This window comes from Micromonospora sp. NPDC050695 (assembly GCF_040654415.1).
Lineage (GTDB): Bacteria > Actinomycetota > Actinomycetes > Mycobacteriales > Micromonosporaceae > Micromonospora.
This window is the reverse complement of sequence record NZ_JBFAHZ010000028.1, coordinates 34,344-61,328: the sequence shown is the minus strand read 5'-3', so window position 1 is coordinate 61,328 and position 26,985 is coordinate 34,344. Positions and strand designations below refer to the sequence as shown.

Genomic DNA, 26,985 nt, shown 5'->3' with positions numbered 1-26,985 from the left:
GATATCCGCCACTTCCCCGGGAGCGCTCCCATGAGATTGCCGGGGCGTCCCGAAGGTGTCAATAGACTGTTGGGAGCGTTCCCAGATCGTTACCGCCCTGTTTCGGACGAACGCCCGCGGCGACCGCGCCCGGTCGGGACCGGTCGCGGCGGTCAGCAGAAGCGGCGCAGCAGCGTGGTCGTCCGGTCGGGGTCGAAGCGCGACGGGTCGTAGCTGACACCCGCCCAGTCCCGCACCAGGGCGAGCCGCGGATCGGCGGCGGCCGGATCCTCGAGCGCGACCAGCAGCGCGCGGTGGCCCGGCGGCCCGCCGACACCCTCCGGCGGGCAGGCCCGCTCACCGTCCAGGCAGACCGGGTACCGCTCGTCCGGGTCCGCGGTCAGCGCGTCCTCGACGACCAGGTCGTGCTCCCACCAGTCGCCGAAGTCGTAGGTGTAGGAGAACCGGCTGCCCTTGCCGAGCACCGCGTCCAGCCGCACGTCCAGCTCGTCGGACAGCGCCAGCTCCCCGTCCGGGTCGGGCTCGCCGTACTGGACGGCGTCGATCTCGAACGAGTGCAGGTGGCAGTCCCGCCAGCCCATCGCGTGCTGCACGACCCGGTGCAGTCGGTCCAACGTGTAGCCGGCCGGCACGAGCACCCGACGCCACACCGGCGGACGGACGCCGACGAGGGACATCTTCAGCTGGAAGATCTGACGCGGCATGCTGTCCTGTCCTCCCGCGGCTTAGGCTGCCAGCATGATCTGCCGAGCGTGCCGGGCCCGGCGGCACGGCGAATGCCCGGGCCGGAACTGGTGCGACTGCCAGCACCGTACCGCCCGACCGACCCCTCCGGTCACCGGTCCGGCCAGCGAATGACCGTCGGAATCCCGATCCGGCGGCTCTGGCCCGAGCCGTCGACCGAGCCACTCGACGACGCCACGCTGACCGACTTCTACGGCCGCGCGGAAAGGCCCCGGCTGCGGGTCAACTTCGTGGCCAGCCTGGACGGCGCGGTCACCGTGGACGGCTACTCCGCGGGGCTGTCCGGTGAGCCGGACAAGCGGGTGTTCGGCCTGCTGCGGATGGTCTGCGACGCCCTGGTGGTGGCCGCCGGCACGCTGCGCCACGAGGGGTACCGGGCGGTCCGGCTCGACGAACGCCGACGGGCCTGGCGCCAGGCGCACGGGCTGGCCGCGTACCCGACGCTGGTGGTCGTGTCCGGCTCACTCGACCTGGACCCGGCGCAGGCCGCCTTCGCCGACGCGCCGGTCCGCCCGATCGTGCTGACCCACGCCGACGCCGACCCGCCACCCGGCCTGACCGACGTCGCCGACCTGCTGCGCTGCGGCGGTGACCGGGTCGACCTGCCCGCCGGCCTCGCCGAGCTGCACGGTCGCGGGCTGACCCAACTGCTCTGCGAGGGCGGGCCACACCTGTTCGGCGCGCTCACCGCCGCCGACCTGGTGGACGAGCTGTGCCTGACCGTCTCGCCGCTGCTCGCGGGGCCGGGCCCGGGCCGGATCACCGCCGGCGACGCCACACCGCCCCGGCATCTGCCGCTGCGGCACGTGCTCGCCGCCGACGACGGCGTCCTCATGCTCCGCCACGCCCGCCCGTGACGGGGAGTCGCCCGGCCGGACACCAAGCGTCGCGAGTGTGACGGCGCATCGTGTCGTCCGCCGCGTCGCGTGGCGACCTGTCGTACTCCTCGGGCAGGATGCACCTCATGCGTGCCGACCGTGCTGCCCGACCGACCGGACCCGCCCGATGACCGACGCCGGCCCCGAGGGCCCCGGCGAGCCGGTCGGCCGGGTGTTGGGCACCGCCGACGCCACCCCGCTGCAGTTCTGGACGGCCGTGGCACCCGGCAGCTACCTCCAGCTCGACGACGTGGTGGTGACCCGACGGGAGCTGCCCGACCGCGAGCCGGTGACGATCGCCGGGGTGGTCACCCAGGTGCGGGCCCGGCACGAGGGCGCCCAGTTCGACTCCGACGTGTTCGCCATCGCCGACGGCACGCTGCCCGCGCAGGTGCAGGAGGCGGCCGAGGTGACCACCACCCGGGTCGACCCGGAGTTCTACGTGCCGCCGACCCCGGGAGCGGTGGTGCACCGGGCCGAGGGCGACGCCCGCGCGCGGGCGCTGCACTTCGACCGGATGGAACGGCGCATCCCGATGGGCATGGGCCGCGACGGGGTGCCCGTCTATCTCAACGCCGACTTCCTCGACGGCAGTCGGGGCGCGCACGTCTCGATCTCCGGCATCTCCGGCGTGGCCACCAAGACCAGCTTCGCCACCTTCCTGCTCTACTCGGTGTTCCGCTCCGGGGTGCTGGGCGGCGACGCGGTCAACGCCAAGGCGCTCATCTTCAACGTCAAGGGCGAGGACCTGCTGTTCCTCGACCACCCCAACACCCGCCTCGACGAGCCCACCCGGGCGGCGTACGCGAAGCTGGGGCTGACCGCCGGCGCGTTCCCCGACGTGCGGGTGTACGCCCCGCCCCGGGTCGGTGACGCGGCCGGCACCCCCGACGTGAGCAGCCGACTCACCGGGGTGGACGCCTTCTACTGGACGTTGAGCGAGTTCTGCGCCGACCGGCTGCTGCCGTACGTCTTCGCCGACGCCGACGACGAGCGCCAGCAGTACACGATGGTGGTCCACTCGGTCACCGCGCACCTGGCCCGCTACGCCCAGCCCGCGGACGGCGGGGTGAGCATCGACGGAGTGCGGCTCGGCTCGTACGGCGACCTGGTCGACCACATCGTCGATGCGCTCAACGACGACGAGACCCGCTCCGACTGGGCGGGCAGCGCGGTCGGTCTGGGCACCGTGAACGCGTTCGCCCGGCGGTTGATCGGCAGCAAGAAGGACCTCGCCCGGCTGATCCGGGGCGACCTGGCCACCCGCCGCCCGCACTCGATCAACACCAGCGAGTCCGCGCAGGTCACCGTCGTCGATCTGCACAACCTGCCGGACCGCGCCCAGCGGTTCGTGGTCGGTGTGACGCTCAAGAGCGAGTTCGACCGCAAGGAGAAGTCGGGCACCGCCAAGCCGCTGCTCTTCGTCGTCCTCGACGAGCTCAACAAGTACGCCCCCCGAGAGGGCTCCTCGCCGATCAAGGAGGTCCTGCTGGACATCGCCGAGCGGGGCCGGTCGCTCGGTGTGATCCTGATCGGCGCCCAGCAGACGGCGAGCGAGGTGGAGCGGCGCATCGTCACCAACTCGGCGATCCGGGTGGTCGGCCGGCTCGACCCGGCCGAGGCGTCCCGCCCGGAGTACGGCTTCCTCCCGCCGGCCCAGCGGCAGCGGGCGTTGCTCGCCAAGCCCGGCACGATGTTCGTCAACCAGCCGGACATCCCGGTGCCGCTCTGCCTGGAGTTCCCGTTCCCGGCCTGGGCGACCCGGGTCTCCGAGGCGGGCCGGGCACCCTCGGAGACGCTGCGCTCGATCACCCAGTCCGCCGACCCGTTCGCCGTGGTGGGCTCCGGCGGCGGCACCGACGACGACATCCCGTTCTAGGGGGCAGCGCAGCCATGAAGATCCTGCACACCTCCGACTGGCACGTGGGCAAGGTGCTCAAGGGGCAGTCCCGGGCCGAGGAGCACAAGGCCGTACTGGCCGGGGTGATCGACATCGCCCGTGCCGAGCAGCCGGATCTGGTGATCGTCGCCGGTGACCTCTACGACACGGCCGCGCCCACCTCGGAGGCGACCCGGCTGGTCACCCGGGCGTTGACGGCGCTGCGCCGCACCGGCGCGGACGTGGTCGCGATCGGTGGCAACCACGACAACGGCCCGGCTCTGGACGCGCTGCGCCCGTGGGCCGATGCCGCCGGCATCACGCTGCGCGGCGGGGTGCGGGAAAACCCGGACGAGCACGTGATCGACGGCACCACCGCCGGTGGCGAGCGGTGGCGGTTGGCCGCGCTGCCGTTCCTCTCCCAGCGGTACGCGGTGCGCGCGCTGGAGATGTACGAGCTGACCGCCGCGGAGACCAACCAGACGTACGCCGACCACCTGGGCCGGGTGTTGGGGCGACTCACCGAGGGTTTCACCGAACCGGACCGGGTGCACCTGGTCACCGCGCACCTGACGGTGACCGGCGCGGCCACCGGCGGCGGTGAGCGTGACGCGCACACGGTGCTCGGTTACGCCGTGCCGGCCACCGTCTTCCCGGCGACCGCGCACTACGTGGCGCTGGGTCACCTGCACCGGGCGCAGCGCGTCGAGGGCCCCTGCCCGGTGCGCTACAGCGGCAGCCCGCTCGCGGTCGACTTCGGCGAGCAGGAGAACGTCCCGTCGGTGACGATGGTCGAGGTGACGGCGAGCACCGCGGCGCGGGTGCGGGAGGTGCCGGTGACCGCGGCGAGCGCGCTACGAACGGTGCGGGGCACCCTGGCCCAGCTCGCCGAGATCGAGGCGCCGGACGCCTGGCTGCGGGTGTACGTGCGGGAGCAACCCCGTGCCGGCCTGCGCGAGGAGGTCCAGGAGCTGCTCCCCCGGGCGCTGGAGATCCGGATCGACCCGGAGTTGTTGGCCGCGTCGGGCAGCGGCGCGCGCATCGCGCAGCGGTCGGGGCGGTCGCCGCGGGAGTTGTTCGCCGACTACCTGGACAGCCGGGGTCACGCCGACGAGGGTGTCCGGGAACTCTTCGACGAGCTCTTCGAGGAGGTCGATCACTGATGCGTCCGATGCGGTTGGACATGGCCGGGTTCACGGTCTTCCGGGACGAGACCACCGTGGACTTCACCGACGCCGACTTCTTCGCCCTGATCGGCCCGACCGGTTCGGGTAAGTCCACCGTGTTGGACGCCATCTGTTTCGCCCTCTACGGCACCGTGCCCCGCTGGGGTGGCACGCGGGGGCTGGCGAACGCGCTCGCGCCGTCGGCGACCGAGGCCCGGGTGCGGCTGGTCTTCGAGTCCGGTGGCGCCCGGTACGTGGCGACCCGGGTGGTCCGTCGCGACGGCCGGGGCAACGTGAAGACCGCGAACGCCGGGCTGCAGCTGATGCCGGCCGGCTTCGACGTGACCAAACTGGACACCGGCCTGAGCCCGGACGATCTCGGCGAGGTGGTGGCCGGCACCCCCGCCGAGATGGAGCAGGCGGTGCTGGAGGCGGTGGGGCTGCCGTACGAGCAGTTCACCAGCTGTGTGGTGCTGCCGCAGGGGCAGTTCGCGGATTTCCTGCACGCCAAGCCGGCGACCCGGCAGCAGATCCTGGTCAACCTGCTCGGCCTGGGCGTCTACGAGGACGTGCAGAAACGGGCGACGGCACGCGCGGCCCAGGCGGAGGCCCGCCTGGAGGCGGTGGACCAGGTGTTGGCCGGCCTGACCGGCGTGGACGACGAGGCGTTGGCCGAGGCCGACGCCCGGGTCGACCGGATGGCCGAGCTGGCCGCGGCGGTGACCGCGGCGGTGCCAAAGCTGGCGGCGGCCCGGGCCGCGGCGCGGGAGGCCGCGGGGGCGCTGACCGCCCTGGACGACGAGCTGGGGGTGCTGGCCGGGGTGCGGGCGCCGGGCGGGGTGGCCGAGGTGGCGCTCGCGGTGACGGCGGCACGGGCCGAGTCCGAGGCGGCGGCCACCGGCGTGTCGCTGGCCGAGGAGCGGGAGGAGAAGCTGCGCGGCGAGCTGGCCGGCGCCGGGGACGAGAGCGCGCTGCGGCTGCTGCTGCGGGCGTACGACGATCGGGACCGGCTGACCGGTGAGGCCGAGACGGTCCGCGCGGCGGTGCGCGCGGCGGACGAGGAGCACGTTACGGCGGTGGCCGCGCTGGCCGCCGCCCGCGCGGACGCCGAGCGGGCCGACGCCGAGTTGGAGGCGGCCTTCCGGGCACACGAGGAGGCGAAGGCCACCGACCTGGCGGTGAGCCTGCGGGTGCACCTGCATCCGGGCGCGCCCTGCCCGGTGTGCGAGCAGCCGGTGGCCGAGGTGCCGGCGGTGCCGGCGGATTCGGCGGTGGCGGCGGCGACGGCGGCCGGCAAGGCGGCGCGGGCCGCCACCAAGGCCGCGCAGGCGGCGGTGCAGCAGCGGGACGCGGCGGCACGGGACCTGGAGCGGCTGCTGGTGCAGGCCCGCGCCCGGCAGGAGCAGGTGGACGCCCGGCTGGCCGAGCTGGCTGGGCAGCTCTCGGGTGCGGCCGAGCCGGCGGTGCTGCGTCGGGAGTTGGCCGAGCACGCCCGGCTGCGGCGTGCCCTGGAGGAGGCGGCCGCGGCGGTACGCGCCGGCCGGGACACCGCCCGTCGGGCCCGGGGCGGTGTGGACGCCGCCGAGGAGCGTCTGCGGGCGGCGTGGCGGGGCTTCGACACCACGCGTGACGGGTTGGCCCGGTTCGGTCCACCCGCGACGGACCGGGACGACGTGGCCGCCGCGTGGTCGGCGTTGACCGGCTGGGCGGCGGCCGAGGCGGAGCGCCGCCGTGCCGACCGGGCGGTTCGGGCGGCGGCCGTCGCCGAGGCCGAGGTGGCTGCCGACACGGTGCAGCGGCACATCGCGGGCATCTTCGCGGCGGCGGACGTGCCGGTCGGCGACGATCCCGTGCACGCCGCGACGGTGGCCGTGGAGCGGGCCGAGGCGGACCGGCGCCTGCTGCGGGAGCGCCGCGAGCAGGCCGGGACGCTGCGCGAACAGCGCGCCGGTCATGAGCGCGAGGCGCAGGTCGCCCGCGCGCTCGCCGGGCACCTGCGGGCCAACAACTTCGAGCGGTGGCTGCTGGCCGAGGCGCTGGACCTGCTTGTCGACGGGGCGTCGGGGATCCTGCGGGAGCTCTCTGCCGGGCAGTACGAGCTGGTGCACGACAAGGGCGAGTTCTTCGTCGTCGACCACCATGACGCGGGGCTGCGGCGGGGGGTGCGCACCCTCTCTGGTGGCGAGACGTTCCAGGCGTCGTTGGCGTTGGCGCTGGCGCTTTCCGAACAGCTGGCCGGCATGTCGACGACGGCCGCGAGCCTGGAGTCGATCGTCCTGGACGAGGGTTTCGGCACGTTGGACGCCGCCACGCTGGACACGGTGGCGGCCACCCTGGAAAACCTGGCCGCCCGCGGTGACCGGATGGTCGGTGTGGTCACCCACGTGTCCGCGCTGGCCGAACGGATCCCGGTCCGCTTCGAGGTGCGCAAGGACGCCCGGTCGGCGCGGATCGAACGGACCGGCCGGTGAGCGCGAGGAGTGCAGCGCAGCGGAGCCCCGCAGTCGCGAACGAGGGGCCAGCCCGGTGAGTGACGCCGCGTTCTTCGTCGACTCGTGGGATCCGGCGTACGGGGCGTCGTTCGAGGCGTCCGCCGCCGGCCCGGCCGCGCCGAGCAGTGCGCAGGTCGACGCGGACGTGGAGCTGCCCGCGGTGGACTGGCGGGCGATCGGGGTACGCCCCGGGGTGCGGGCGCCCGACGTGGTGTTGCTGGTCGACGGTGTCCGCCGGATCGACGCGAGCATCTGGACGGCCGAGGCCGACGGTGGGTCGTTCCCCGGGCTGGCCGCCTCGTACGCGGCCGGGGTGGTGCGCTGTGACCTGGGGCGGGGTGCCGCGCAGTTGGCGGGTACCCGGGTCGCTCGGGGGTTGTTCACGGCGAGCCCGTCGGCACAGGACGTGGTGGCGGGTGCGGTCCGTTATCCGGTGCACCGGGTGGGCGGGACGGGCGAGTTGGCGAAGTTGCCGGCGGCCGTGCAGGGCCCGCTGACCGCCCTCGAGGTGGCGGTGTCGGACGCCGCGCGGGTCGACGGTGACCTGCTGGTGGTGGACGGGCCGCTGCGCAGTCGCCGGCAGTTGCCCCGCACGCTCGGCTACATCAAGACCCAGCACAGCCAGTATCTCGACGCCCGGTTGACGGCCGTCGTCACGGGTCTGGCGTCGGGTGAGCGTTCGCCGGTGTTCCGGCTGGGCACGGCCTGGGGTGGCTGGTCGTGGTATCTGCGGTTGCCGGTGGCCGTCGGTGCGCCGTGGGCGGGCATCGTGCGGGTGGAGTGTTCCGCGGAGCTGCCCGTCGAGTCGGCGATCGAGTTGGCCGACCTGTCGCTGGTCACCCTGCCCCGCTTCGCGTCGACGCCGTACAAGGATCCGCGGGCGCCACAGAATCTGGTCCCGATCGCCGGTCTGGAGCGCCGACTGCGTGCCCTGCTCGGTGACTCCCGGCTGCTGCACCGCGCGCTGACCACCGCCGCCCGCGCCGCGGCCCGTTGAGCACGGGCACCGGTCGTCGTGGGCCGTAAGCGGGCGGGCGACCGGGTGGTCGAGCAGGTCGACACCGGTTTGGCGGAGCTGGTGCCGTCACCGGACCGGGCCGGCTCGTGGACGTTGCTGCTGGACGGCGCGCCGCAGTCGCACGTCGACCTGACCGATCCCACCCATCTGGAATTCGAGTACGTGCGGCGGCTGGCCGCGGCGGTGGACCTGGTGGCACCGGCCGGTGAGCCGTTGCGGGTGCTGCACCTCGGCGGCGGGGCGTTGACGCTGCCGAGGTACGTGTCGGCGACCCGGCCCGGCTCCACCCAGCGGGTGTCCGAGGTGGACGGTGCGCTGGTGGAGCTGGTCCGTCGGGCGCTGCCCTGGCCGGCGGACCCGCGGCTGCGGGTGCGGGTCGAGGACGCCCGTGCCGTGCTGGCCGCCACCCGCGACGCCAGCTACGACGTGGTGGTCGCCGACGTCTTCGCCGGTGCCCGCACCCCGGCCCACCTCACGTCGGTGGAGTACGCGGCGGAGGTGGCCCGGGTGCTCCGCCCGGCGGGCTGGTATCTGGCGAACCTGGCCGACGGTCCGCCGCTGCGGCACGCCCGCGGGCAGGTCGCCACGGTCCGTTCGGTGCTGCCGCAGGCGTGTCTCGTCGGGGACGCGGCGGTGCTGCGGGGCCGCCGGTACGGCAACCTGGTGCTGGTCGCGGGGCGTACGACGCCTCCGGTGCCGGCGTTGACCCGGCGGGCCGCCGGTGACTGGTTTCCCGGGCGGGTGGTCGCCGGCGACGAGCTGGACCGGTTCGCCGGTGGCGCGGCGGTGGTGCGTGACGCGGACGCCACCGGCTCGGATCCGCCGCCGCCGGGCCTGTTCTCCGTGCGCCGCTGACCGCCGGCCAGAACTTTTTTCGCGGTTCGTTGATCCGCTCGGGGCGGCGCTGCGTACCACCGGGCGGCCCACCTCGTGGGCCGGCGTTGGTCACGGACATCCCGGAGGTCTGCATGCATGCGGTGGCGGCCGGTTGGCATGGCGACGCGGTACGCGCTGACTGGATGTCCGCGCGGTCGTCGTCGCGGCCGACGTCGTCTGCCCGAGGGGTCGACGCCCGCGCGACGGCTCGCCAGAATGGTCCGGTGACGCCGCGACCGGCGCCCGGGCGCCATCAGGCGACGTCAACCGAGGCGAGCCACTCCGACCAGTTGATCCGCCTGCTCTACGCGGAGCACGCCGGGCCGTTGCTGATGTTCGTCATGCGCCTCACCGGGGGGGACCGGCAGCGCGCGGAGGACATCGTGCAGGAGACGCTGCTGCGGGCCTGGCGCAACGCGCATCGCCTCGGTGCGCAGGGGCAGGGGTCGTTGCGGCCGTGGCTGGTCACGGTGGCCCGCCGCATCGCCATCGACGAGCACCGCAGTCAGGAGGCCCGGCCGCCGGAGACGTACGACCGGGACCTGACCGCGTTCGCCGAGGCGGACAGCACCGACCGGGTGCTGCGCACCATGACGGTGGCGGACGCGCTGCGTACGCTGAGTCAGTCGCATCGGGAAATCCTGGTGGCGACGTACTTCCGGGGGCGGACGGTCCCCGAGGCCGCCGAGGAGTTGGGGCTTCCTCTCGGCACTGCGAAGTCGCGGGTCTACTACGCGCTGCGCGCGCTGCGCACGGCTCTGCAGGAGCGGGGGGTGACAGAATGAGCCGGCCAGAGCACATGGACGTCGCCGCGTACGCGCTCGGCGTGCTCGACGAGCAGGACACCGAGCGGTTCGAGGAGCATCTCGCCGCGTGCTGGGCGTGCGCGGCCGAGTTGGAGACGATGGTGCCGGTGGTGGGGCTGCTCTCCGACATCGACGGCGAGACGATGATGGCGCTGGAGCAGACCGCGACGGATCCGGCGCTGCTGGATCGGACGCTGGGCGCGGTCCGCGCCGACCGCCGGCGTACCCGGTTTCGTCAGCTGCTCGCCACCGCCGCGGCGGTGGTGGTGTTCGGCGGGTTGACCGGGTACGGCTTCGTCAACGTGGCCGGCGACGACACGCCGGGGGTGATCGCCGAGCCGACGTCGACCGCAGCGGTCAACGACCCGCCGACGAGCGTGCCGACGGCGCCGCCGAGCGGCCCGGGTGTGGGCGGCACCGAGGAGGAGGGTGACCAGGTCGACGCGACCGACCCGACCACGGGCGTGCAGACGACCATGTTCCTGGTGAAGCGGGAGTACGGCACCCGGATCAATTTCAGTCTGCGAAAGTTGCCCGGCCCGCGCATCTGCCGCCTCGTGGTGGTACGGAAGAACGCCGAGACCGAGGTGATTTCGACGTGGTCGGTGCCGGCGGACGGTTACGGCACGAACACCCGGCCGCAGGGTCTTGAGTTGAGCGCTTCGACGTCGGCGGTGGCGACCGACATCAAGCAGATCCAGGTGCAGTCGGTGGACGCGAACGGGGTGGCGAGTCCGCTGGTCACGGTGCCTCTGTAGGGGTTGCCTGCCGCGTCGGCACCGGTCATTGTCACAATGACTGGTGCCGATTTGTTGTGGTGCGGCAAAGAGGGCGCGTCGGGCCATACGCAGGGCGACCCCGATCGGTTCAATCAATATGGGTGAAATTGACCACTGTTACTACTTCAACCTTGACAGCCCGCTCTCCGTACCTATGGGTGAACTGCCAAGTATGAGGAGGGCACGTGGCACAGATGAAGCGGACCGTCATCGTCGCGAGCGCGATGGTCGCACTAACGGCCTGCGCTCCCGCGGGTTACGACGGGGCGAACTCGAGCGCGGCTGAGCCGGTCGCCGTCGCCGCGGCCGAACCCACCGCGACGGCTGAACCCGAGGCGTCGGCATCCGCGGAGGCGCCGGCCGCCGACGCGCCGCCCGCGAACGTCGACCTGACCGAGCAGTTGATCGGCAAAAATGTCGCCCGGATGGGCAAGGTGGTCACCGACCAGGACGGCTGGATCCTGTACCGCTTCGACAAGGACACCGCCGACCCGCCGGCGTCGAACTGCGTCGACAAGTGCGCCGAGGTGTGGCCCCCCGCGCTGACCGACGGCAACCCGCAACTCACCGGCGTCTCCGACGACAAGGTCGGCAGCGTGACCCGGCAGGACGGCACCCGCCAGCTCACCGTCGGCGGCTGGCCGGTGTACCGCTACATCGGCGACAAGAAGCCCGGCCAGTGGAAGGGCCAGGCCGTCGGCGGCACCTGGTTCGTCGTCCAGCCGGACGGCAAGAAGAACCTGAGCTGCCTGCCCACCAGCACCCCGAAGGCCGTCGCCCCGCCGGCGGACAGCGGGTCGAGCGACGCCGGCGGCTCGGGCTACTCGTACTGATCCCGTAAGCCACGAGGCACGGTGGCCGGTCGCGCCGGGAGGGCGCGGCCGGCCACCGTCGTGCCCGCGGGACGGATGGTCACGCTGTCACCGCCACGCGGCGGTGGACAGCCGGCGGTTGCGCTCGCTGCCCCGTTCGAACTGGCTGGCAATGGGGAAGTAGGCGCCGAGGAACACCTCGATGATCCGCGCCTGGTCCTCGGCCGGCACGTCGCCCTCGTGGTAGTCGTTGAGGCAGAACACGTCGAAGCCGCGGCTCGCCAGCAGGCTGTCCAGCCGTGGCAGGTGCGCGGCCAGCCCGACGTTGGCGAAGGTGCAGCGGACCGACCCCGCCGTCGTGCGTCCGCTCATCAGCCCGAAGTGGTGGGCCAGGGACGACAGCATGGACACGTCGTCGGCCGAGCGGATGCGGTTTGCCGCCGTACGCCGCACCGCCTCCGGGAACGTCGCTTCGACCTCATAGAGGGTGCTGCGCCGGTGCGCGTGCGGCGCGTGCAGGAACGCGTGGATCAAGGTCTTGCCGAACGTCTCCTCCAGCAACCGCCGGTTGTTCTTCGCGGCCACCGCGAAGGCCTCGTCGGCCGGACCGGGGGGCGTGAGCGGGATCTGCGTAGGACTGCGGAACGACTTGGGCAGCCCACCCGGGTTGAAGAACATGTCGGGCCCGAAGAGGCGACCGAAGAAGACGTCGTCGTTGAGGTAGACGAAGTGCTCGGACAGCCCCTCGATGTGGTGCAGTTGGGTCTCGATCGAGTGGGAGTTGAACGTCGGCAGCATGCCCGGGTCGGTGAAGATCTCCCGGTGGTCGACCATCCGGATCTTCGGGTGCCCGGTGTCGAGCCAGTCCGGCACCTGGCTGTCGGTGACGATCCAGATCCGGTTCACCCACGGCGCGAAGAGGTCGACCGACCGCAGCGAGTACCGCAGTTCGTCCCGGCTGCGGAACCGCTCGGAGCCCTGTAGCGCGCCCTGCTCGGCGTACCCCGTTCCCAGTGCCTGTGCCCGGCGGCGTGCCCAGTTCGGGTCCGCACCGTCGACCCAGGTGTAGACCAGGTCGATGGGGAAGGTGATCTCGTCGGCGAGCTGTCGGGTGAACGGTTCGACGGACCGGTAGTCGCGCCCTCCGACCGGCACTACGGCGGGGGTGAGGGATTCGGCGGACAGACGCTCCCCCACCAACGTCCGGGACGGGCCGCAGAGGTCACCGCTGTCCTCGGCGGTCTGCCAGAACTCCACGGCGCATCCGTAGATGGTGCCCAGCCGCAGCGTCTGCGACTGGGTCATCGCGGGTTCGAAGACCCGGAGCCACGCGGCCGTGGTCATGGCGGCGACGCCGGCGACGGCCGCCGCCGGCCAGACGCCCATCGTGCGGTTGCGCTTGTCGAAAGCCTCCACATAGACCGGCCGAGCGGCGTGTCGGCGAGCGAGGGTGGCCAGCACGGACTGCCGTGACTCGTCCCGCACCGCCACCCGGAAGGTCGGCGACATCTGCCGGACGAGGAAGTAGTCGATGCCCGCGGCGTCGAGGCTGTCCACGGTCAGGTCGAGATTGTCCCGCGCCACCTCGTACGGCGTGGAGTCGCGCAGGCGGGTCAGCTGCCCCCGCGTCCACAGCAGATCATCGCGTCCCGCCTCGACTCCGGCCGCCCAGGCCTCCACGTCGACGGCACCGACGCTACGGGCGGCGGCCCTGCTCGGCACCACGTTCGGCGCCGCCCGGCGGGCCTGGTGCGCCGCGACCGCAGCGAGGCGTCGGTCGGCCCACCCGGGGCGACCCCGGTCGGCGAGCAGCTCGGTGAAGAGCTGCTCCCACTGCGGCATCACCCGATCGACCGAGAAGCGCTCCACGTCGCGCAGCGCGGCGCGGCCCATCGTGTGCCGCAGACCGTCGTCCTCGACGAGCTTGCGCAGCGCGGCGGCCAGCTCGTCGACGTTGTCGGCGGCGACCAGGAACCCGGTCTCGCCGTCCTCGATCACCTCACGCGGGCCGTTGGGGCAGTCGTACGCCACCACCGGCACGGCCGCACTCATGGCCTCGATCAGGGTGAGGCCGAAGGACTCGACGCGGGACGTCACCATCGCCACCGACGCCTTGGCCCACTCGTCCTCGATGTTCTCCGTCGGGCCGAGCAGGTGGACCTGGTTGCCGAGTTTGAGGCCGGCGATCCGCTCCTCCAGCCGGGTACGGGATCCGTCACCGAAGATCCGCAACCGCCAGTCGGGATGGTCCGGTGCGAGCTGGCCGAAGGCGGCGATCGCGTGCTCGAACTGCTTCTCCGGGCTGAGCCGACCAGCCATCACGACGGTACGGGTCTCCCGCGTCGACTGTGGACGGTAGCCATCCTCGATCGGGTTGGGCAGCACGACCAACCGGGGCGCGGCGTCGGCCAGCAGGTCGGCGAACCAGTCCCGGGTGGGCCGGGAGAGCAACGCGATCGCGTCGGCCCGGGGGGCGAAGAGCCCGAACGGCTCACCGGAGGAGCCGCGCAGCTCGGCGACGCGGTGCTCCTGCGCCACGATCACGACACGGCGGGGCAGCAGCTTCGCGGCGACGGCCAGCAACGCCGGGGTGGTGGTGACCACCACGTCGGCGTCGGTCTCGCCGAGCACGCGTTCGAGTTCGAGGTCGGAGAGCGCGGAGAACGCGCCCTCCCAGTGCCGCTGCACCAGCGCGCTGGGCTCGGCGGCGAGCGCGTCGGCGACGGCGTCGGGCATCCCGCCCCGCACCGGCCGGGGCACGCCACCCCGGGCGTCCAGCAGGTGCACCAGACGGACCGCGGGATCCACCTCGAACGGCATCTCGTCACGGGTGCGCAGGACACCGATGACCTCCACCTCGTGGCGGTGTGCCAACCAGTTCGCCTGGCGCAGGACGGTGCGTTCCGTACCGCCGATGGCGTCGGCCCAGGTGAGCAGATAGGTGATCTTCATGAGTTGCCGTCCGTCGGGCGGGATCGAATGGGGAGACAGGCCAGGGCGAGGCTGCCGGCCGGCGTGAAGTAGGGCCGTACGCGGACCGACCGGCCGGGCGCGGCCCAGACCATCGCCGCCGGTGGCCGCAGCGACTTCTTCGGGTTGGCGAGGTCGTGCAGCACCGTGCCCACCCGCAGCCGACGCGACCCGGAGTGCAGGCGGACGTCGAAGATCCTCTCCCGGTCGTAACCGGCCTCCGTCATCGGCGCCAGCGGCAGGGCGAACCGCAGCAGGTCCGGGCCGACCGGCTCACCACGAACGCGAAGGAACTCGCCGCCGCCACGCGGCTCCAACCCGACCTCCACCGGCCCGTCGGCCCGCCAACCGACCGTGCGCACCTCAAGGCTCGCCCCGGTCCAGTCCAGCCGGACGTCGGTCAGCTCGGCCAGCGCGCCGGGAGCCGTGACGGCGAGCGTCAGTCGGCCGGCCTGGTCAGTCAGCGGTCGGTACCGGTGTCCCGAGTCGGGGCACGGCGGCGCCGCCACGGTGGGGCCGGCGGGCCGCTCGGTCACCCCTCCGAACACCCGGACGGGATCTCCACCGCCCGGCGCGCGGATCAGGCGACACTCGACCCGCCAGGGGGGACCCTCGGCCAGGTCCAGACCACCCGGTCGACCGCAGAGCAGGACGGCGGCGGACACGGACAGGCCGGCGGGCGCGCGACGCAGGTCGGCGGGCGCGGTGAGCCGGGTCGCGCCGCGGACGAGGTGCAGCTCCGCGCCGACCACGTCGGCGGCGAGCGCGGCCGGCACCGCGAGGTCCAGGTTGAGGGTGTGACCGTCGAGCACCCCCACGAAGCGGGCCTCGATCACCGGCCCGGCCGGCAACGCGGCACGGAAGAGGCGCTTGGGCGCCTGCGTCCGCACGGTGCCCTTCAACTGCGTCACCTGTCGGGTCAGTTGCCGGTCGGCCCGGCGCAGGGCGACCCGCAGCCGGGGCCAGCGCCGCAACGCGTCGGATGCCAGACCGCGAAGGTTCTCGTTCATGCCCGCCCCGCTCATGCCCGTCTCCGCTCCGCGCCGGTGGCCGTCCAGTCACCGAATTGCGTCCCGCTGCCCGCACGGCGCTGCCGGGCAGTCCAGAGCCGCCCGTCCACACCGACGACCGCGGCCACGACCCGCCCGCCCGCGTCCACCGCCACGCTCGGCGAGCCGACGAAGAGGACGCCCGCGGTGGACCATGTCGTCGACACCCCCCGCCCCACCGGCTGCCACGACAGGCTGGTCGCGCCGGTGTCGTCCCGCTTCACCAGCACCGTCGCACCGGGATCCCGCGCAACCGCCACCGCGGCCACCGGGCCGAAACCCCCGCTCCCGTCGAGGCTGGCTGGGGAGACCGGCCAGCCGCCGCCGGCCCGCTGCCGCAGCGCGAAGACCCGACCGCTCTGCGCCTCGCGGAAAACCAGCAACAGCCGACCCCCGGGTTCCGCGAGCACCGTCGGAGGACCCGCCGGTGCCGGCACGGCGAGCGTCACCGGCCGCTCGAACGGCCCGTCCGCGCTGGCCTGCCGCCAGTGCAGCACCGCCCGGTCGGTCCCCGCGAACAGCTCGATGCGACCGTCGGCGGCGGTCGTCACGGTCAGCCCTTCCTGCACGACACTGCCGCCGAGGTCGTGCCAGGGACCCCAGCTGTCCGGACCGGTCTGCACCCGACTGCTCACGCCGCGCCCGAAGTTGCGGACGAACACCCGGACCCGCCCGTCAGCCCCGACGGCGGCGACCGGCATGCCCATCTCCAACCGCCGGACCTCCGCGTCGGCGGCACCGTCGGCCGGGTTGCCCAGCTCCGTCCAGGGACCGAACGGTCCGCCCGCCGCGGACTGCACAGCTGTCACCAGGACGCGCCGGTGGCCCTGCCGCGTCAGGTCCAGAACCTGGCGGACACCGAAGAGGTGGGTCCGCCCGTCGGTGCCCGCGAGGGCGTACAGGTGCGGCACCAGGCCGCCCTCGTCGATGAGGTCGGGCCCACGCCAGGTCCCGCCACCGGGGCGGGTCTCCCGCCACACCGCCGCCCGGTCCCCGAGCACCGCGAACGCGGCGAGCCGCCCGTCGGCCTGTCGGAGCAGCCAGGAGACGCTGCCGGGATAGCGGGCGTGGGTGCTCTGCCCGTAGCCGGGGACGTGCCCCTGATCGCCGACCTGGTAGTCGCCGCAGCCCACCGGGTCCCCGCAGTCCCGGGGGACGCCGCCGTAGATGTCCAACAGCGCTTTCTTGGCGGCGAACGCCTCCGGCCCGAGGTTGCGCGGCCAGTGCCGGTTGTAGTAGCCCCGGAAGCTCTCCCGCAGAACGGGCTGCCCCCCGGCCTGCGCGTGGCGTCGGACCGCCTCCAGCGCGAAGTACGCGCTGGCCGTGTGCGTGAGATGGTCCGAGTACGCGATTCGACCGCTGGCCGCGTCGTAGGTCTTGTGGTCCGGATCGGGGTCGAGCAGCCGTACGACGGTCGGCTGGACCTCGCCCAGCAGCGCCGTCAACGCGGCGAGCAGTTGCTCCCGGTCGTACGCGCCGACGCTCTCCAGCGGGCTGCCCGTCGGGAGGAGGGCCGGCAGGGCCGGCAGCCGCCCCTCCCAGAGCGCGCTGAGCCACCGGGGTGGCTCGTCGCCGACCCCGTCCTGCGTGCGGAGGTTGAAGAAGACCAGTCGTACGGTCGGCGCGTCGACGAGGGTGGCGACCTCGACGGGTACGCCGCCCGTCAGCACCCGCGCGACCCGCGACCAGGCGGCCCTGCGGTTTCCGAGAGCCATCTGGGCGTACGCCGCGCGAATGCCGTTCTGGCGGGCCGCCGCGTAACCGGCGAAGTCGACCGGAACGGCGGCCCGGTCGGGTTGGCTCTGGGGGGCGTTCCGCCCGTCGGCCTCGCTCGCGGTGAGGTAGACCGCGGTGACCGGGCAGCCGCTGCTGATCGCCTGCTGCACGGCGGGGTTGAGGAAGAACAGGTCATCGTCGGGGTGCGCCACGACCTGCAGGTAGGACGCCGGCTGCTGGGCCGGGGCGGACCGGCCGGCCCCGCTTCTCAACCAGAACAACGCGTGACCTCCGGACGGGCGGAGTGACGACGACGGGCTCCGCGGGGTGGAGTGTGACGGGAAACGGTGCTCATGTCAGCTCTTCTCCCATGGGCTGGGCACCGGGAAGTAGGTGTCCAGGAAGGGCGTGAGGAGCGCGACCTGGGCGGCCAGATCAGCCTCGGAGGAGAACGCGTCGTTCAGGCAGAAGACGTGCCGGTCCCGGCGGGCCAGCAGGTGTGCAAGGCGCGCGGGAGTGTCGGGGTGGGACAGCTCGGCGATCGCGTACTCCAACTCGCCGAGTACGGCCCGGCCGGTCTGGAAGGCGTAGTAGTGGTGCAACGATGAGGCGATCGAGATGTCCGTCATGCCGCGGAACCGGTTGGCGGCGGTCGCGTGGTGCGGCAGCGGGAACTCCTGCTCGATCTCGTGCAGGACGCTGCGCCGCAGCGCGTGCGGCATGTGCTTCATCTTCTGGTTGAGCACGGTGCCGAAGCGGTCGGCGATGAGGGCCCGGTTGTTCTTACCGGCAGCCGACGACGGGATGTCGTCGGCGCTCGGGGCGCCCGGCGGCACCAGCGCCGGCGAAGGGAAGAACCGGGAGATGCCGTTGGCAAGAAAGAAGTCCTGCGGCAGCACCTCGGTGCCGAGGAAGACGTCGTCGTTGAAGTAGAGGAAGTGCTCGGAGAGCCCGTCGATGTGGTGCAGTTGACTCTCGATCGCGTGCGAGTTGTAGGTCGGCAGGACCGACGGGTCCGTGAAGATCTCCCGATGGCTGACCACGCGGATCCCGGGCGCGGACGGCTCCAACCAGGGTGGCACCTGGTCGTCGGTCACCAGGTAGATGTGGCGGACCCAGGGCGCGAACAGGTGCACCGATCGCAGTGAGTAGCGCAGCTCGTCGCGGCTGAGGAACCGCGCCGGGCTCGCCGCCTCGGCGTGGTACGGGACGCCGGTCACCGCGGCGCGTCGGCGCAACCAGTCCGGGTCCGTGCCGTCCACCCACGTGTAGACGACGTCGATGGGGAAGGCCACGTCCTCGGGGCGCCTCCCGGCGAACTCCGGCCGGCTGCGCACCGTCGCGCTGCCGGTGGGCGGCACCAGCGCGGTGAACGTCGACTCGGGCACCAGGACAACGGGCGAGGACGTCCGCACCTGCTCCGCCACCGGGTTACGGCGCGGGGCGACGAGTGTGTCGCCCTGGCGCGTCCAGAACTCGACGTCACAGCCGTACTCCAGCCCCAGCACCAGACGGTGTCGGGGGTCCGTCCGGTACCAGGTGAGTCGGACCACCCGGGCGTCGGTGAGCCGGTCCCAGGTCCTGGGCTCGAACCCGGCCGCGGGTGGCGCCTCGCGGTCGCGGCGGGGTACGCAGACGTAGCCGGGCACCCGGGCGCAGGCCGCCGCGAGGGCGGCGTACACCCGGGGGCGGTCGGCCGCGTCGACGGCCACCACGGACGTACGGTGTGAGCGCCCGCGGACGCGGAAGTGCTCCACGCCGGCCTCGTCCAGTGCCGCCGTGACGGCCGCGAGGTTCGCCGCGCGAGCCCGCAGCGGGGTTACGGCCGCGTCGACGTGGGCAATTCGTGCTCCGCGGTCGGCCGTCACCACGGCCCGGTCACCGCCGGCGAGCAGTTCGGGTTGCCGCCGGGCCAGCCGCTCACCCCGACGCCCCGCCCCCTGGGCGTCCCGGGAAGCCCGCGCGACCCACTGCTTCAGCTGGTGGCGCGCTCGCGGGCTCACCTTGGTCGCGATGGCACGACGGGTCTGCGCGCTCAGCACCCGACGGTAGACGTCGACGAGCCCCGACGGCTCGGCGAGCGCCGAGGGTGGTTCCGACGAGGACGGTTCGGGTGCGGGGCGTACCAACTGGGCTCCACTGGGGATGGTTGCGGGAAGACGGGCTCAGAGACGCGGCCGGTCAGCCGTCGGCCTCATCATGGCGGCGTGCGGCCGGTGGCCCTGTTGAACCTGTTGTTCGGCAGGGTCGGGGCGTCGACGGGAGCGGCCCGACGGGCTCCCGGCACCGGCCGGAAGGAGGTGCGCCACAGGGCGGTGGCGCCCAACCGCCGACGCTCGGCCACCACGTCGTCGGGCAGCTCGAAGGGCGCCGGGAAGGGCAGGTAGCGCGGTAGGAAACCGGCCAGCATCTTCTCCTGCTCCTCGAACGCCCGGGAGTCCGAGTCGGTGTCGTTGAGGCAGAACACGTCGCGGTGCCGGCGGGCCAGCAGCTCCGCGAGGCGGGCGGGCGTCGAGGGGTGGCCGAGGTCCGCGTACTCGTACTCGATGTCGGCCGGAACCGCCTGGCCGGTCAGGTACGCCCAGTACTGGTGCAGTGAGGACGGAATGGAGAGGTCGCCCTGGTGGCGGAAGCGGTGCTGGGCCGTGGCCAGCACGTCTGCGGGCAGCTTGCCCTCGATCTGCTGCATGATGCTGCGCCGCAGCGCGAACGGCGTGTGCTTCATCTTCTGGGTGATGGTGACGCCGAACTGCCGCTGGATGTGCCGGCGGTTGTTCTTGCCGGCGGCGTTCACCGGTGGGTCGTCAGGCTTCGCCTCGCCCAGCCCGAACTGCGCCGGGGAGAGGAAGAACTTGGCGATCCCGTTGGCGTGGAAGAAGTGCGTCGGCAGCAGCGGACGGCCCAGGAAGACGTCGTCGTTGAGGTAGAGGAAGTGTTCGGCCAGGCCGTCGATGCGGTGCAACCGGGACTCGATGGCGTGGGAGTTGAACGAGGAACGGCCGCCGAGGTCGGCGAAGAGTTCGGAGTGCGTGACGACGGTGACCATCGGGTGGTGCGGATCCAGCCAGCTCGGCAGCTGACTGTCGGTGACCAGGAAGATCCGGCGTAGCCACGGCGCGAAGCTGTGCAGCGAACGCATCGAATACCGCAGCTCGTCCCGGTTGTGGTAGCGCGACGTGTTCGCCGCCACCGCGTGCAGCGGGCCGTCGGGCGTGCCGAGCGCGGCCATCTTGCGCTTCAGCCACTCCGGGTCGGACCCGTCCACCCAGGTGTAGACGGCGTCGATCGGGAAGCCGACCCGGTCCGGGGCCCGGACCGTCAGATCTCGGCGGGTGCGGTAGGTGTGGTCGTCCGCCTCGGGAACGAAGTGGCTGATGAGGGCCGCGGCGACCCGGACCTTCTCCGCCTCGGCAGGCGCCTCGTCGATCACCGCGTTGTGCCGGGGTGCGCGCACCACGTCGCCGTGCCGGGTCCAGAATTCGATCTCGCAGGCGAACTGCGCGCCGAGAACGACGCCTGCCTTCGCGTCGGTCACCGGAAACCAGATCTGGAACACCTCGGCCGGGGCCGCGTCCGGCTGATTCCGGCCGGGCTGGACGGTGACCACCCGGACGTGCGCGCCGGACAGCGTCGGCGCGGACCGGACCAGGCGGCGCAGCACCGCCGGCCGCTGGTCGTCGAGGACGGCGACGGTGCTGCGCAGGTAGTCGTCGTTGCGCAGGCAGTGGTAGTCGATGCCGGCCGTCTCCAGGGCGGCGGTGACCGCGGCGAGGTTGCGGTGCCACAGCTGCAACGGCGTGGCGCTGGCGACCACCTCGGCCTGGGTTCGGACGCCACCGTCGGGCACGGTCACCCGGGCGCCCAACGGGTGCACGGTGTCGCCGCCACGCGGGCGGGACAACGTCTGCACCAGGCCGATGCGGCGGTGCGCGGGCAGCAGACCCAGCAGACGCCGTCGTGCGGGTGGGGGCAGCAGTCGGTAGACCTTCAGGGCGATCACGCGCCGGGCCGTCCGCTCGGGACGGCCCGCTCGTCGGCGGCCACCTCAGCGCTGCTGGTGAACGGCGTCGTGGAACCCCACGCGCGCGGACGTGACACACACCGGTGGAGCCATCACTGCATGCCTTTCGCCATCCCCCGTGGGCACCGCGCGACGATCTGGCGAGCCGACCACACGCTGTGCGGCGGTGGTGGTGGGCCAGATCCCCGGGCCGGCGCACTCTCCCGCACAGCGGGAGTGGTGGCCGCCGCAGGTGCGCCCGAAGCAGTGCGTTTACCTGCGGGCAATCAAACAACCACATGAGCGACAGCTGGCCTACAGGGGAAAGTCGCATAAAGATGTTGTGCACCGATTTTCGGTAAGAATCCTGGCCGTTCAGGTGGTACGACCACACCGGTGCAGCTGGCTGATCTGCCCCAACCGGTGACCGACCCGGTACGGCGGTCACCGCCGCCACGCCCCGACCTGGCAGAGTGGCGGGGTGACCGAGACCGAGCCCGCCGCGACCCGGGTGCTGCACCCGCCGGTCGGGTACCGGCTGGTCGCGTCGGTCCGCGCCCTGACCTTCAGCCCGTACGACCCGTGCGCGCGCATCGCCGCCGGCACGTTCTGGTGGGCGACCCGTACCCCGGACGGGCCGGCCACCCTGGCTCTGCGGCCGGCCGGCGGTGAGCTGCTCGCGGAGGGCTACGGGCCCGGCGCCGAGCACGTCCTCGCCCGCGCCGACGCGATCGCGGGGCTGCGCGACGATCTGACCGGCTTCACCGAGCTGGCCGCGGCGCACCCGCTGGTCGCCCGGCTGGCCCGGGAGCACCGGGGGCTACGGATGCCCGCCACCGGGCAGGTCTTCCCCCGACTGCTGCGCGCGGTCTTCGAGCAGAAGGTCACCGGCAAGGAGGCCTACCGGGCGTACGCGGCGACCGTGCGGCACTTCCGCGAGCCGGCGCCCGGCCCGCTTCAGCCGCTGCTGCTGCCGCCCGAGGCCGCAGCGGTGGCCGCGACCCCGTACTGGGTGTTCCACCCGTTCGGGGTGGAGCAGCGGCGAGCCGACACGCTCCGTCGCGCCGCGGCGCTCGCCGACCGCCTGGAGCGCTGCGCCGACGCCACCGAGGCCACCCGCCGGCTGACCGCCATCCCCGGCATCGGCCCGTGGACGGCCGCCGAGGTGGTCCGGATCGCGTACGGGGATCCGGACGCGGTCAGCGTCGGCGACTATCACATCCCGAACACGGTGGCCTGGGCACTCGCCGGCGAACCGAGGGGCGACGACGCCCGGATGGTGGCCCTGCTGGAGCCGTTCCGGGGTCACCGGGGCCGGGTGTGCCTGCTGCTGGCCGCCGCCGGCATCCAGGCGCCGAAGTACGGCCCGCGCGCCCCGATCCGCTCGTTCGCCCGCTTCTGACCCGGGCGGCGCGGTCAGCGGCCGGCGCAGAGCCGACGCAGGGTGCGACCGAGCCACCACGCGTACCCGTGCTGCACGGCCCGGACCGCCGGGCCTCCGGCGCGGGTTAACCAGCGGTCCGGACGGCTGAACGCGCGTACCTCGAACCAGACCGCGCCGGCGTCGTCGCGGCCAACCTCGAACGCCTCCTCGCCCCGCTCCGGGTGCCCGGGCAGGGTGCCGTAGCCGAAGCCGGCGAGCACGGGTGAATCCTCGCTCCAGACCACCCGACACGGCCCCCAGACGCGGGCCGGGCCGACACCGAGGCCGGACGCCACCAGCACCCCCGCGGTGGCGCGCGGGGCATCGGTGCGGATCCGGACGCCGGCGGCGCGGTGCAGCCGCCAGCTCAGCAGCGCCTCCGCCGCGGTCTCGAAGCAGCCGGCCGGCAGCGGGTACCGGTGGCGCAGGTGGTGGTAACCGGCGGGCAGCGGACCATGCCGGGTCGACCCCACTTCCGGGTACGTCAGCTCGGCCACCGCTCCCCCTCGCCGTCGTGCGGACACCGGCCAGGGTACGGCCGGCGCGAACGGCCCGCCCGCGGATGCGGTGGGCGGCTGTGGTGTGCTGCCTCGATGAGCGTCGAGGCGAGCATCGTCCCGGCCGGTGTCGCGGACGCCGGCGAGATCCTCACCGTGCAGCGCGCCGCGTACCTGACCGAGGCGCAGAACTACACCGATCCGTTCCTGCCGCCGTTGACCGAGACGCTGGCCGAGGTGGTGGCGGCGTTGGCCGGCCCGACCATCGTGCTCGCCGCTCGGTTGGGTCACCGTCTGGTCGGCTCGGTACGGGCCGAACTGGACGGGGACACCGCGCGCGTCGGTCGCCTCTCGGTCGCACCGGACCAGCAGGGGCGGGGCGTCGGGGGTCGACTGCTCGCCGCGATCGAGGCGGCCTGCGTCGGCCGGGCCGCCCGGTTCACCCTGTTCACGGGGGCGGGCAGCGCGCCGAACCTGCGGCTGTACGAGCGGCACGGCTACCGGATCGTGGCGTACCGGCCGGACCCGAACGGCATCCGGTTGGCCGTGCTGGAGAAGCCTGCGGTCAGCCCTGCTCGCACCGACGTCTGAGCCCGTCGGCCTCCATCCGCAGGTAGCGGCGGAACAGTTCGCCGTACAGCCAACCGATCGGCCCGGCCAACGGCCCGGACTGGGTCATCGCCAGCTCGACGCGGGTCCGTCCATCGGGCAGCGGCAGCAGCCGGTGCTCCGCCGTGGTCCGCACGCCGGGGGTCTCTGTGACACCGGCGTTCAACACCGCCACCGTCGAAGCTCCTGAGTGGACGTGGGTCAGGCGGCCTCGTGCAGGTCGGCCAGGCTGAGCGGGGTACGCCGACGCAGCAGCTCCTCCAGCTCCGGCACCGAACCGACCTCACCGAGCACGTTGCGGCCACCGCCGAACCGCTCGGGGTAACGGCGGGTCAGCCGGTAGCGGTAGCGGCCCCGGATCAGCTCGACGCTCACCCGCCACCGCCCGCAGCAGTCACAAACCCACTCGGACACCTCGCGAAAGTAGCTCTGACCTGCGGTTATTCGATTCGCCCGGCGGGGACGAGCGGCACGCGGGCGGACACGACGCCCCCGCACCCACGGTGATCTGCCTCACGACTGTCGGTGCCGTCTGGTTGACTGGTCGGCGTGGACCTGCCGATCAACCCACCGGTCGAGCCGATGCTGGCCAAGAGCGTCGCCAAGCTGCCCACCACGCCCGGGGTGACCTATGAGCCCAAGTGGGACGGGTTCCGGTGCATCGTGTTCCGCGACGGCGACGAGGTCGAGCTGGCCAGCCGGGGCGGCAAGTCGATGACCCGATACTTCCCCGAGGTGGTCGAGCAGGCGCTGCGGCAGTTGCCGGAGCGGTGCGCGGTCGACGGCGAGTTGATCGTGATCCGACGGGATGGCCCGGACGGCCAGCCCCGGCTCGATTTCGAGCTGCTGGCCCAGCGCATCCACCCGGCGGCGTCCCGGGTGACGATGCTGGCCGAGACCACCCCGGCCGACTTCGTCGCGTTCGACCTGCTGGCCATCGGCGACGAGGCGCTGCTCGACCAGCCGTACCCCCGCCGCCGGGAGCGTCTGGTCGAGGCCCTGGCCGGGGTGCGCCCGCCGGTGCACGTCACCCAGGTCACCACCGATGCCGAGACCGCGCGCCGCTGGTTCGACGTCTTCGAGGGCGCCGGCCTGGACGGCTTGATCGTCAAGCCGGCCGATCTGCCGTACGAGCCGGGCAAGCGGCTGATGTTCAAGGTCAAGCACGCCCGCACCGCCGACGTCGTGGTCGCGGGTTTCCGCTGGCACAAGTCCGGTCCGGTGGTCGGCTCGCTGCTGCTCGGCCTGTACGACGACGCCGGGGTGCTGCACCACGTGGGGGTGAGCGCGTCGTTCAGCATGGCCCGCCGCGCCGAGTTGCTCGACGAGTTGTCCCCCTACCGGGACACCGGCGGCGAGCACCCGTGGGTGCACGGCGACCACGAGCGCGGCCAGCGCATTCCGGGCGGGGTCAGCCGGTGGACCGGCACGAAGAACCTGGAATGGGAGCCGGTGCGCCCGGAGCTGGTGGTCGAGGTCGGCTACGACGCGATGGAGGGCGAACGGTTCCGGCACACCGCCCAGTTCGTCCGGTGGCGGCCGGACCGCGATCCCCGCTCGTGCCGCTACGACCAGCTTGACCGCCCGATCCGCTTCGACGTGGATCAGGTGCTGCGCGGCGATCCGGCGGCCACCGTGGACCGGGCCGCCACCGGCTCGGCGTAGCCTGGCCGTCGACTCGACCCCGGAGGACCACGTGATCCGTCGCCGTCTGGCCGCCCTCACCGTCGCGGCGCTGCTCACCGCCGGCTGCACCCTGCCGGCGTTCGCGCCACGCACCGACGTGGAGGGTGCGGCTGCGCCGACCGGCAGCGCGCCGACGTGGCGGGCCTGCCCGGAGGTCGCCGAGGATCTGGTCGGGCGGGGCGCACCGGACATGCGGTACGAGTGTGCCCGGATCGCGGTGCCCCGCGACTGGGGCACCGGTGGCGGGGCGACCGCCGGCCCGGGTGCCGGGCAGACCTTCGAGATCGCCCTGCTGCGGGCCCGGTCCACCAAGCAGCGCGACCGGATCGGCTCGCTGGTGGTCAACCCGGGCGGCCCCGGCGGCTCCGGCGTCGACACCGCCGTCTACCTGTCCTTTGGGACCCAGTTCGGTGGGCTGCCCAGCTCGGTCACCGAGCGTTTCGACATCGTCGGCTTCGACCCGCGCGGGGTGTCCCGGTCCAGCCCGGTCAAGTGCATCTCGGACGCCGACCTGGACACCAGCTTCGGCTACGACCCTGATCCGGCCAGCCAGGCGGCGTTCGACGGCTTCGTCGGCCTGAGCCAGCGGATCGGGCGTGGCTGCGGCGACCGGTACGGCGACCAGTTGCCGCTGTACGGCAGCGAGCAGGCCGCCCGCGACATGGACGCCGTGCGGGCGGCGGTGGGTGACGACAAGTTGACCTACCTGGGTTACTCGTACGGGACCCTGCTGGGCGCCATCTACGCCCAGCTCTACCCGCAGCGGGTGCGGGCGTTGGTGCTCGACGGCGCGGTCGACCCGCAGCAGCGGCTGGTGGCCGGGTCGGAGAGCCAGGCCCGGGGCTTCGAGCGGGCCTTCGACAACTTCGCCCGCTGGTGCACGGCGAACGCCGGCCGCTGCCCGATCGCCCCGGACGCACGCGCCGCGGTCACCTCCGCCATCGACAAGGCCAAGGTCTCACCGGTACGCGGTGCCGACGGTCGGGAGGCCACCGCCGGCTGGGTCTTCTACGCGGTCATCTCGTCGCTCTACACCGAGTCCGGCTGGCAGGAGTTGGCCCAGGCGATCGACCGGCTGGCCGAGGGTGATCCGAAGGACGTGTTCCGGCTCGCCGACTCGTACGCCGGCCGGGAGTCCGACGGGCACTACTCGAACCTGTTCGACGCCAACCTGGCCATCAACTGCGCCGACGAGACGGAGAAGCCGAGCCGGGAGCAGATCCGCCAGTTGCAGTCCCAGTGGCGCACGAAGTATCCGCTGTTCGGTCCGGCGCTCGCGGTCGGCATGTTGAGCTGCGTCGAGTGGCCGGGTGGACGGGACCCGTACCCGACCGGCCGGGCCGGCGGCGCGCCGCCGATCGTGGTGGTCGGCACCACCGGCGACCCGGCGACGCCGTACGAGCAGACCGGCCGCCTCGCCTCGATGCTCGGCGTTGGCCGGGTGCTCACCTGGGAGGGCGAGGGGCACACCGCCTACCCGCAGACCTCCTGCGTCACCGACGCGGTCGACGCGTACCTGCTCGACCTCACCGTGCCCCGGGAGGGCCTGCGCTGCCCGGCCAGATGACCGGTGTGCCAGGCTGAC

General features: G+C 73.1%; 22 protein-coding genes. 13 read left to right on the top strand and 9 right to left on the bottom strand.

Features of this window, described 5'->3' with window-relative positions:
• Positions 1–152: 152 nt before the first annotated feature.
• On the bottom strand, positions 153–704 hold the full coding sequence (locus tag AB0H52_RS20870; protein WP_151492220.1) for a plasmid pRiA4b ORF-3 family protein: 552 nt from the start codon (positions 702–704) through the stop codon (positions 153–155).
• 150 nt (positions 705–854) lie between these two features.
• Here AB0H52_RS20870 and AB0H52_RS20865 point away from each other — a divergent pair, with 150 nt between their 5' ends.
• The 9 genes from AB0H52_RS20865 (at position 855) to AB0H52_RS20825 (ending at position 11,471) form a co-directional block, all read left to right on the top strand.
• Entirely contained in the window at positions 855–1,601 is a 747-nt protein-coding gene (locus AB0H52_RS20865) for a pyrimidine reductase family protein (protein WP_151492219.1), read from the top strand.
• 148 nt (positions 1,602–1,749) lie between these two features.
• Complete coding sequence (locus AB0H52_RS20860; protein ID WP_151492218.1) at positions 1,750–3,501, top strand: ATP-binding protein; 1,752 nt, start codon at positions 1,750–1,752, stop codon at positions 3,499–3,501.
• Between the two features lie 14 nt (positions 3,502–3,515).
• Positions 3,516–4,664 carry an exonuclease SbcCD subunit D gene (locus tag AB0H52_RS20855; RefSeq protein WP_151492217.1) on the top strand — a complete coding sequence of 383 codons (1,149 nt, stop codon included), beginning with the start codon at positions 3,516–3,518 and terminating at the stop codon, positions 4,662–4,664.
• Entirely contained in the window at positions 4,664–7,138 is a 2,475-nt protein-coding gene (locus AB0H52_RS20850) for an SMC family ATPase (RefSeq protein ID WP_357949354.1), read from the top strand. The genes AB0H52_RS20855 and AB0H52_RS20850 overlap by 1 nt, the downstream gene beginning before the upstream one ends.
• A gap of 55 nt (positions 7,139–7,193) precedes the next feature.
• Entirely contained in the window at positions 7,194–8,156 is a 963-nt protein-coding gene (locus tag AB0H52_RS20845) for a hypothetical protein (protein ID WP_357949351.1), read from the top strand.
• 18 nt (positions 8,157–8,174) lie between these two features.
• A complete protein-coding gene (locus tag AB0H52_RS20840) occupies positions 8,175–9,032 on the top strand; it encodes a fused MFS/spermidine synthase (protein ID WP_151492909.1) in 858 nt (285 codons plus the stop codon).
• A gap of 113 nt (positions 9,033–9,145) precedes the next feature.
• On the top strand, positions 9,146–9,838 hold the full coding sequence (locus AB0H52_RS20835) for a sigma-70 family RNA polymerase sigma factor (RefSeq protein ID WP_139582135.1): 693 nt from the start codon (positions 9,146–9,148) through the stop codon (positions 9,836–9,838).
• Positions 9,835–10,617 carry a zf-HC2 domain-containing protein gene (locus AB0H52_RS20830; RefSeq protein WP_151492910.1) on the top strand — a complete coding sequence of 261 codons (783 nt, stop codon included), beginning with the start codon at positions 9,835–9,837 and terminating at the stop codon, positions 10,615–10,617. Before AB0H52_RS20835 ends, AB0H52_RS20830 begins: the two co-directional genes overlap by 4 nt.
• A 206-nt stretch (positions 10,618–10,823) precedes the next feature.
• Positions 10,824–11,471, top strand: a complete 648-nt coding sequence (locus tag AB0H52_RS20825) for a hypothetical protein (RefSeq protein WP_151492911.1) — start codon at positions 10,824–10,826, stop codon at positions 11,469–11,471.
• Between the two features lie 87 nt (positions 11,472–11,558).
• Here the strand turns inward: AB0H52_RS20825 and AB0H52_RS20820 are convergent, their stop codons facing one another.
• The 5 genes from AB0H52_RS20820 to AB0H52_RS20800 all read right to left on the bottom strand — a co-directional run bounded on the left by AB0H52_RS20820 (position 11,559) and on the right by AB0H52_RS20800 (position 21,185).
• Positions 11,559–14,402 (bottom strand): stealth conserved region 3 domain-containing protein, encoded by a 2,844-nt coding sequence (locus tag AB0H52_RS20820; protein WP_151492912.1) that lies wholly within the window; start codon positions 14,400–14,402, stop codon positions 11,559–11,561.
• Positions 14,399–15,445 (bottom strand): hypothetical protein, encoded by a 1,047-nt coding sequence (locus AB0H52_RS20815; protein ID WP_151492913.1) that lies wholly within the window; start codon positions 15,443–15,445, stop codon positions 14,399–14,401. The genes AB0H52_RS20820 and AB0H52_RS20815 overlap by 4 nt, the downstream gene beginning before the upstream one ends.
• Entirely contained in the window at positions 15,442–17,466 is a 2,025-nt protein-coding gene (locus AB0H52_RS20810) for a PIG-L family deacetylase (protein ID WP_357949346.1), read from the bottom strand. The genes AB0H52_RS20815 and AB0H52_RS20810 overlap by 4 nt, the downstream gene beginning before the upstream one ends.
• Before the next feature lie 75 nt (positions 17,467–17,541).
• Entirely contained in the window at positions 17,542–19,314 is a 1,773-nt protein-coding gene (locus tag AB0H52_RS20805; RefSeq protein ID WP_151490331.1) for a stealth family protein, read from the bottom strand.
• 68 nt (positions 19,315–19,382) lie between these two features.
• Positions 19,383–21,185, bottom strand: a complete 1,803-nt coding sequence (locus AB0H52_RS20800; RefSeq protein WP_225854544.1) for a stealth family protein — start codon at positions 21,183–21,185, stop codon at positions 19,383–19,385.
• A 481-nt stretch (positions 21,186–21,666) separates the two neighbouring features.
• Here AB0H52_RS20800 and AB0H52_RS20795 point away from each other — a divergent pair, with 481 nt between their 5' ends.
• On the top strand, positions 21,667–22,587 hold the full coding sequence (locus AB0H52_RS20795; protein WP_151490330.1) for a DNA-3-methyladenine glycosylase: 921 nt from the start codon (positions 21,667–21,669) through the stop codon (positions 22,585–22,587).
• A gap of 14 nt (positions 22,588–22,601) precedes the next feature.
• Here AB0H52_RS20795 and AB0H52_RS20790 read toward each other — a convergent pair whose 3' ends face one another.
• Positions 22,602–23,105 (bottom strand): DUF1990 domain-containing protein, encoded by a 504-nt coding sequence (locus AB0H52_RS20790; protein ID WP_357949341.1) that lies wholly within the window; start codon positions 23,103–23,105, stop codon positions 22,602–22,604.
• A 96-nt stretch (positions 23,106–23,201) separates the two neighbouring features.
• Here AB0H52_RS20790 and AB0H52_RS20785 point away from each other — a divergent pair, with 96 nt between their 5' ends.
• Positions 23,202–23,696 (top strand): GNAT family N-acetyltransferase, encoded by a 495-nt coding sequence (locus AB0H52_RS20785; RefSeq protein ID WP_151490328.1) that lies wholly within the window; start codon positions 23,202–23,204, stop codon positions 23,694–23,696.
• Here AB0H52_RS20785 and AB0H52_RS20780 read toward each other — a convergent pair.
• Both AB0H52_RS20780 and AB0H52_RS20775 read right to left on the bottom strand, forming a co-directional pair.
• Positions 23,671–23,889, bottom strand: coding sequence for a hypothetical protein (locus tag AB0H52_RS20780; protein WP_357949338.1), 219 nt, complete (start codon positions 23,887–23,889; stop codon positions 23,671–23,673). The two genes, AB0H52_RS20785 and AB0H52_RS20780, sit on opposite strands and share 26 nt — an antisense overlap.
• A 26-nt stretch (positions 23,890–23,915) precedes the next feature.
• On the bottom strand, positions 23,916–24,128 hold the full coding sequence (locus AB0H52_RS20775) for a hypothetical protein (protein WP_151490326.1): 213 nt from the start codon (positions 24,126–24,128) through the stop codon (positions 23,916–23,918).
• Positions 24,129–24,263: 135 nt separating this feature from the next.
• Here AB0H52_RS20775 and AB0H52_RS20770 point away from each other — a divergent pair, with 135 nt between their 5' ends.
• Complete coding sequence (locus AB0H52_RS20770; protein ID WP_357949335.1) at positions 24,264–25,379, top strand: ATP-dependent DNA ligase; 1,116 nt, start codon at positions 24,264–24,266, stop codon at positions 25,377–25,379.
• A gap of 31 nt (positions 25,380–25,410) precedes the next feature.
• The gene (locus AB0H52_RS20765) at positions 25,411–26,967 is read left to right on the top strand and encodes an alpha/beta hydrolase (RefSeq protein WP_151490324.1); all 1,557 of its coding nucleotides are present in this window, start codon (positions 25,411–25,413) and stop codon (positions 26,965–26,967) included.
• The last annotated feature ends 18 nt before the right edge of the window (positions 26,968–26,985 follow it).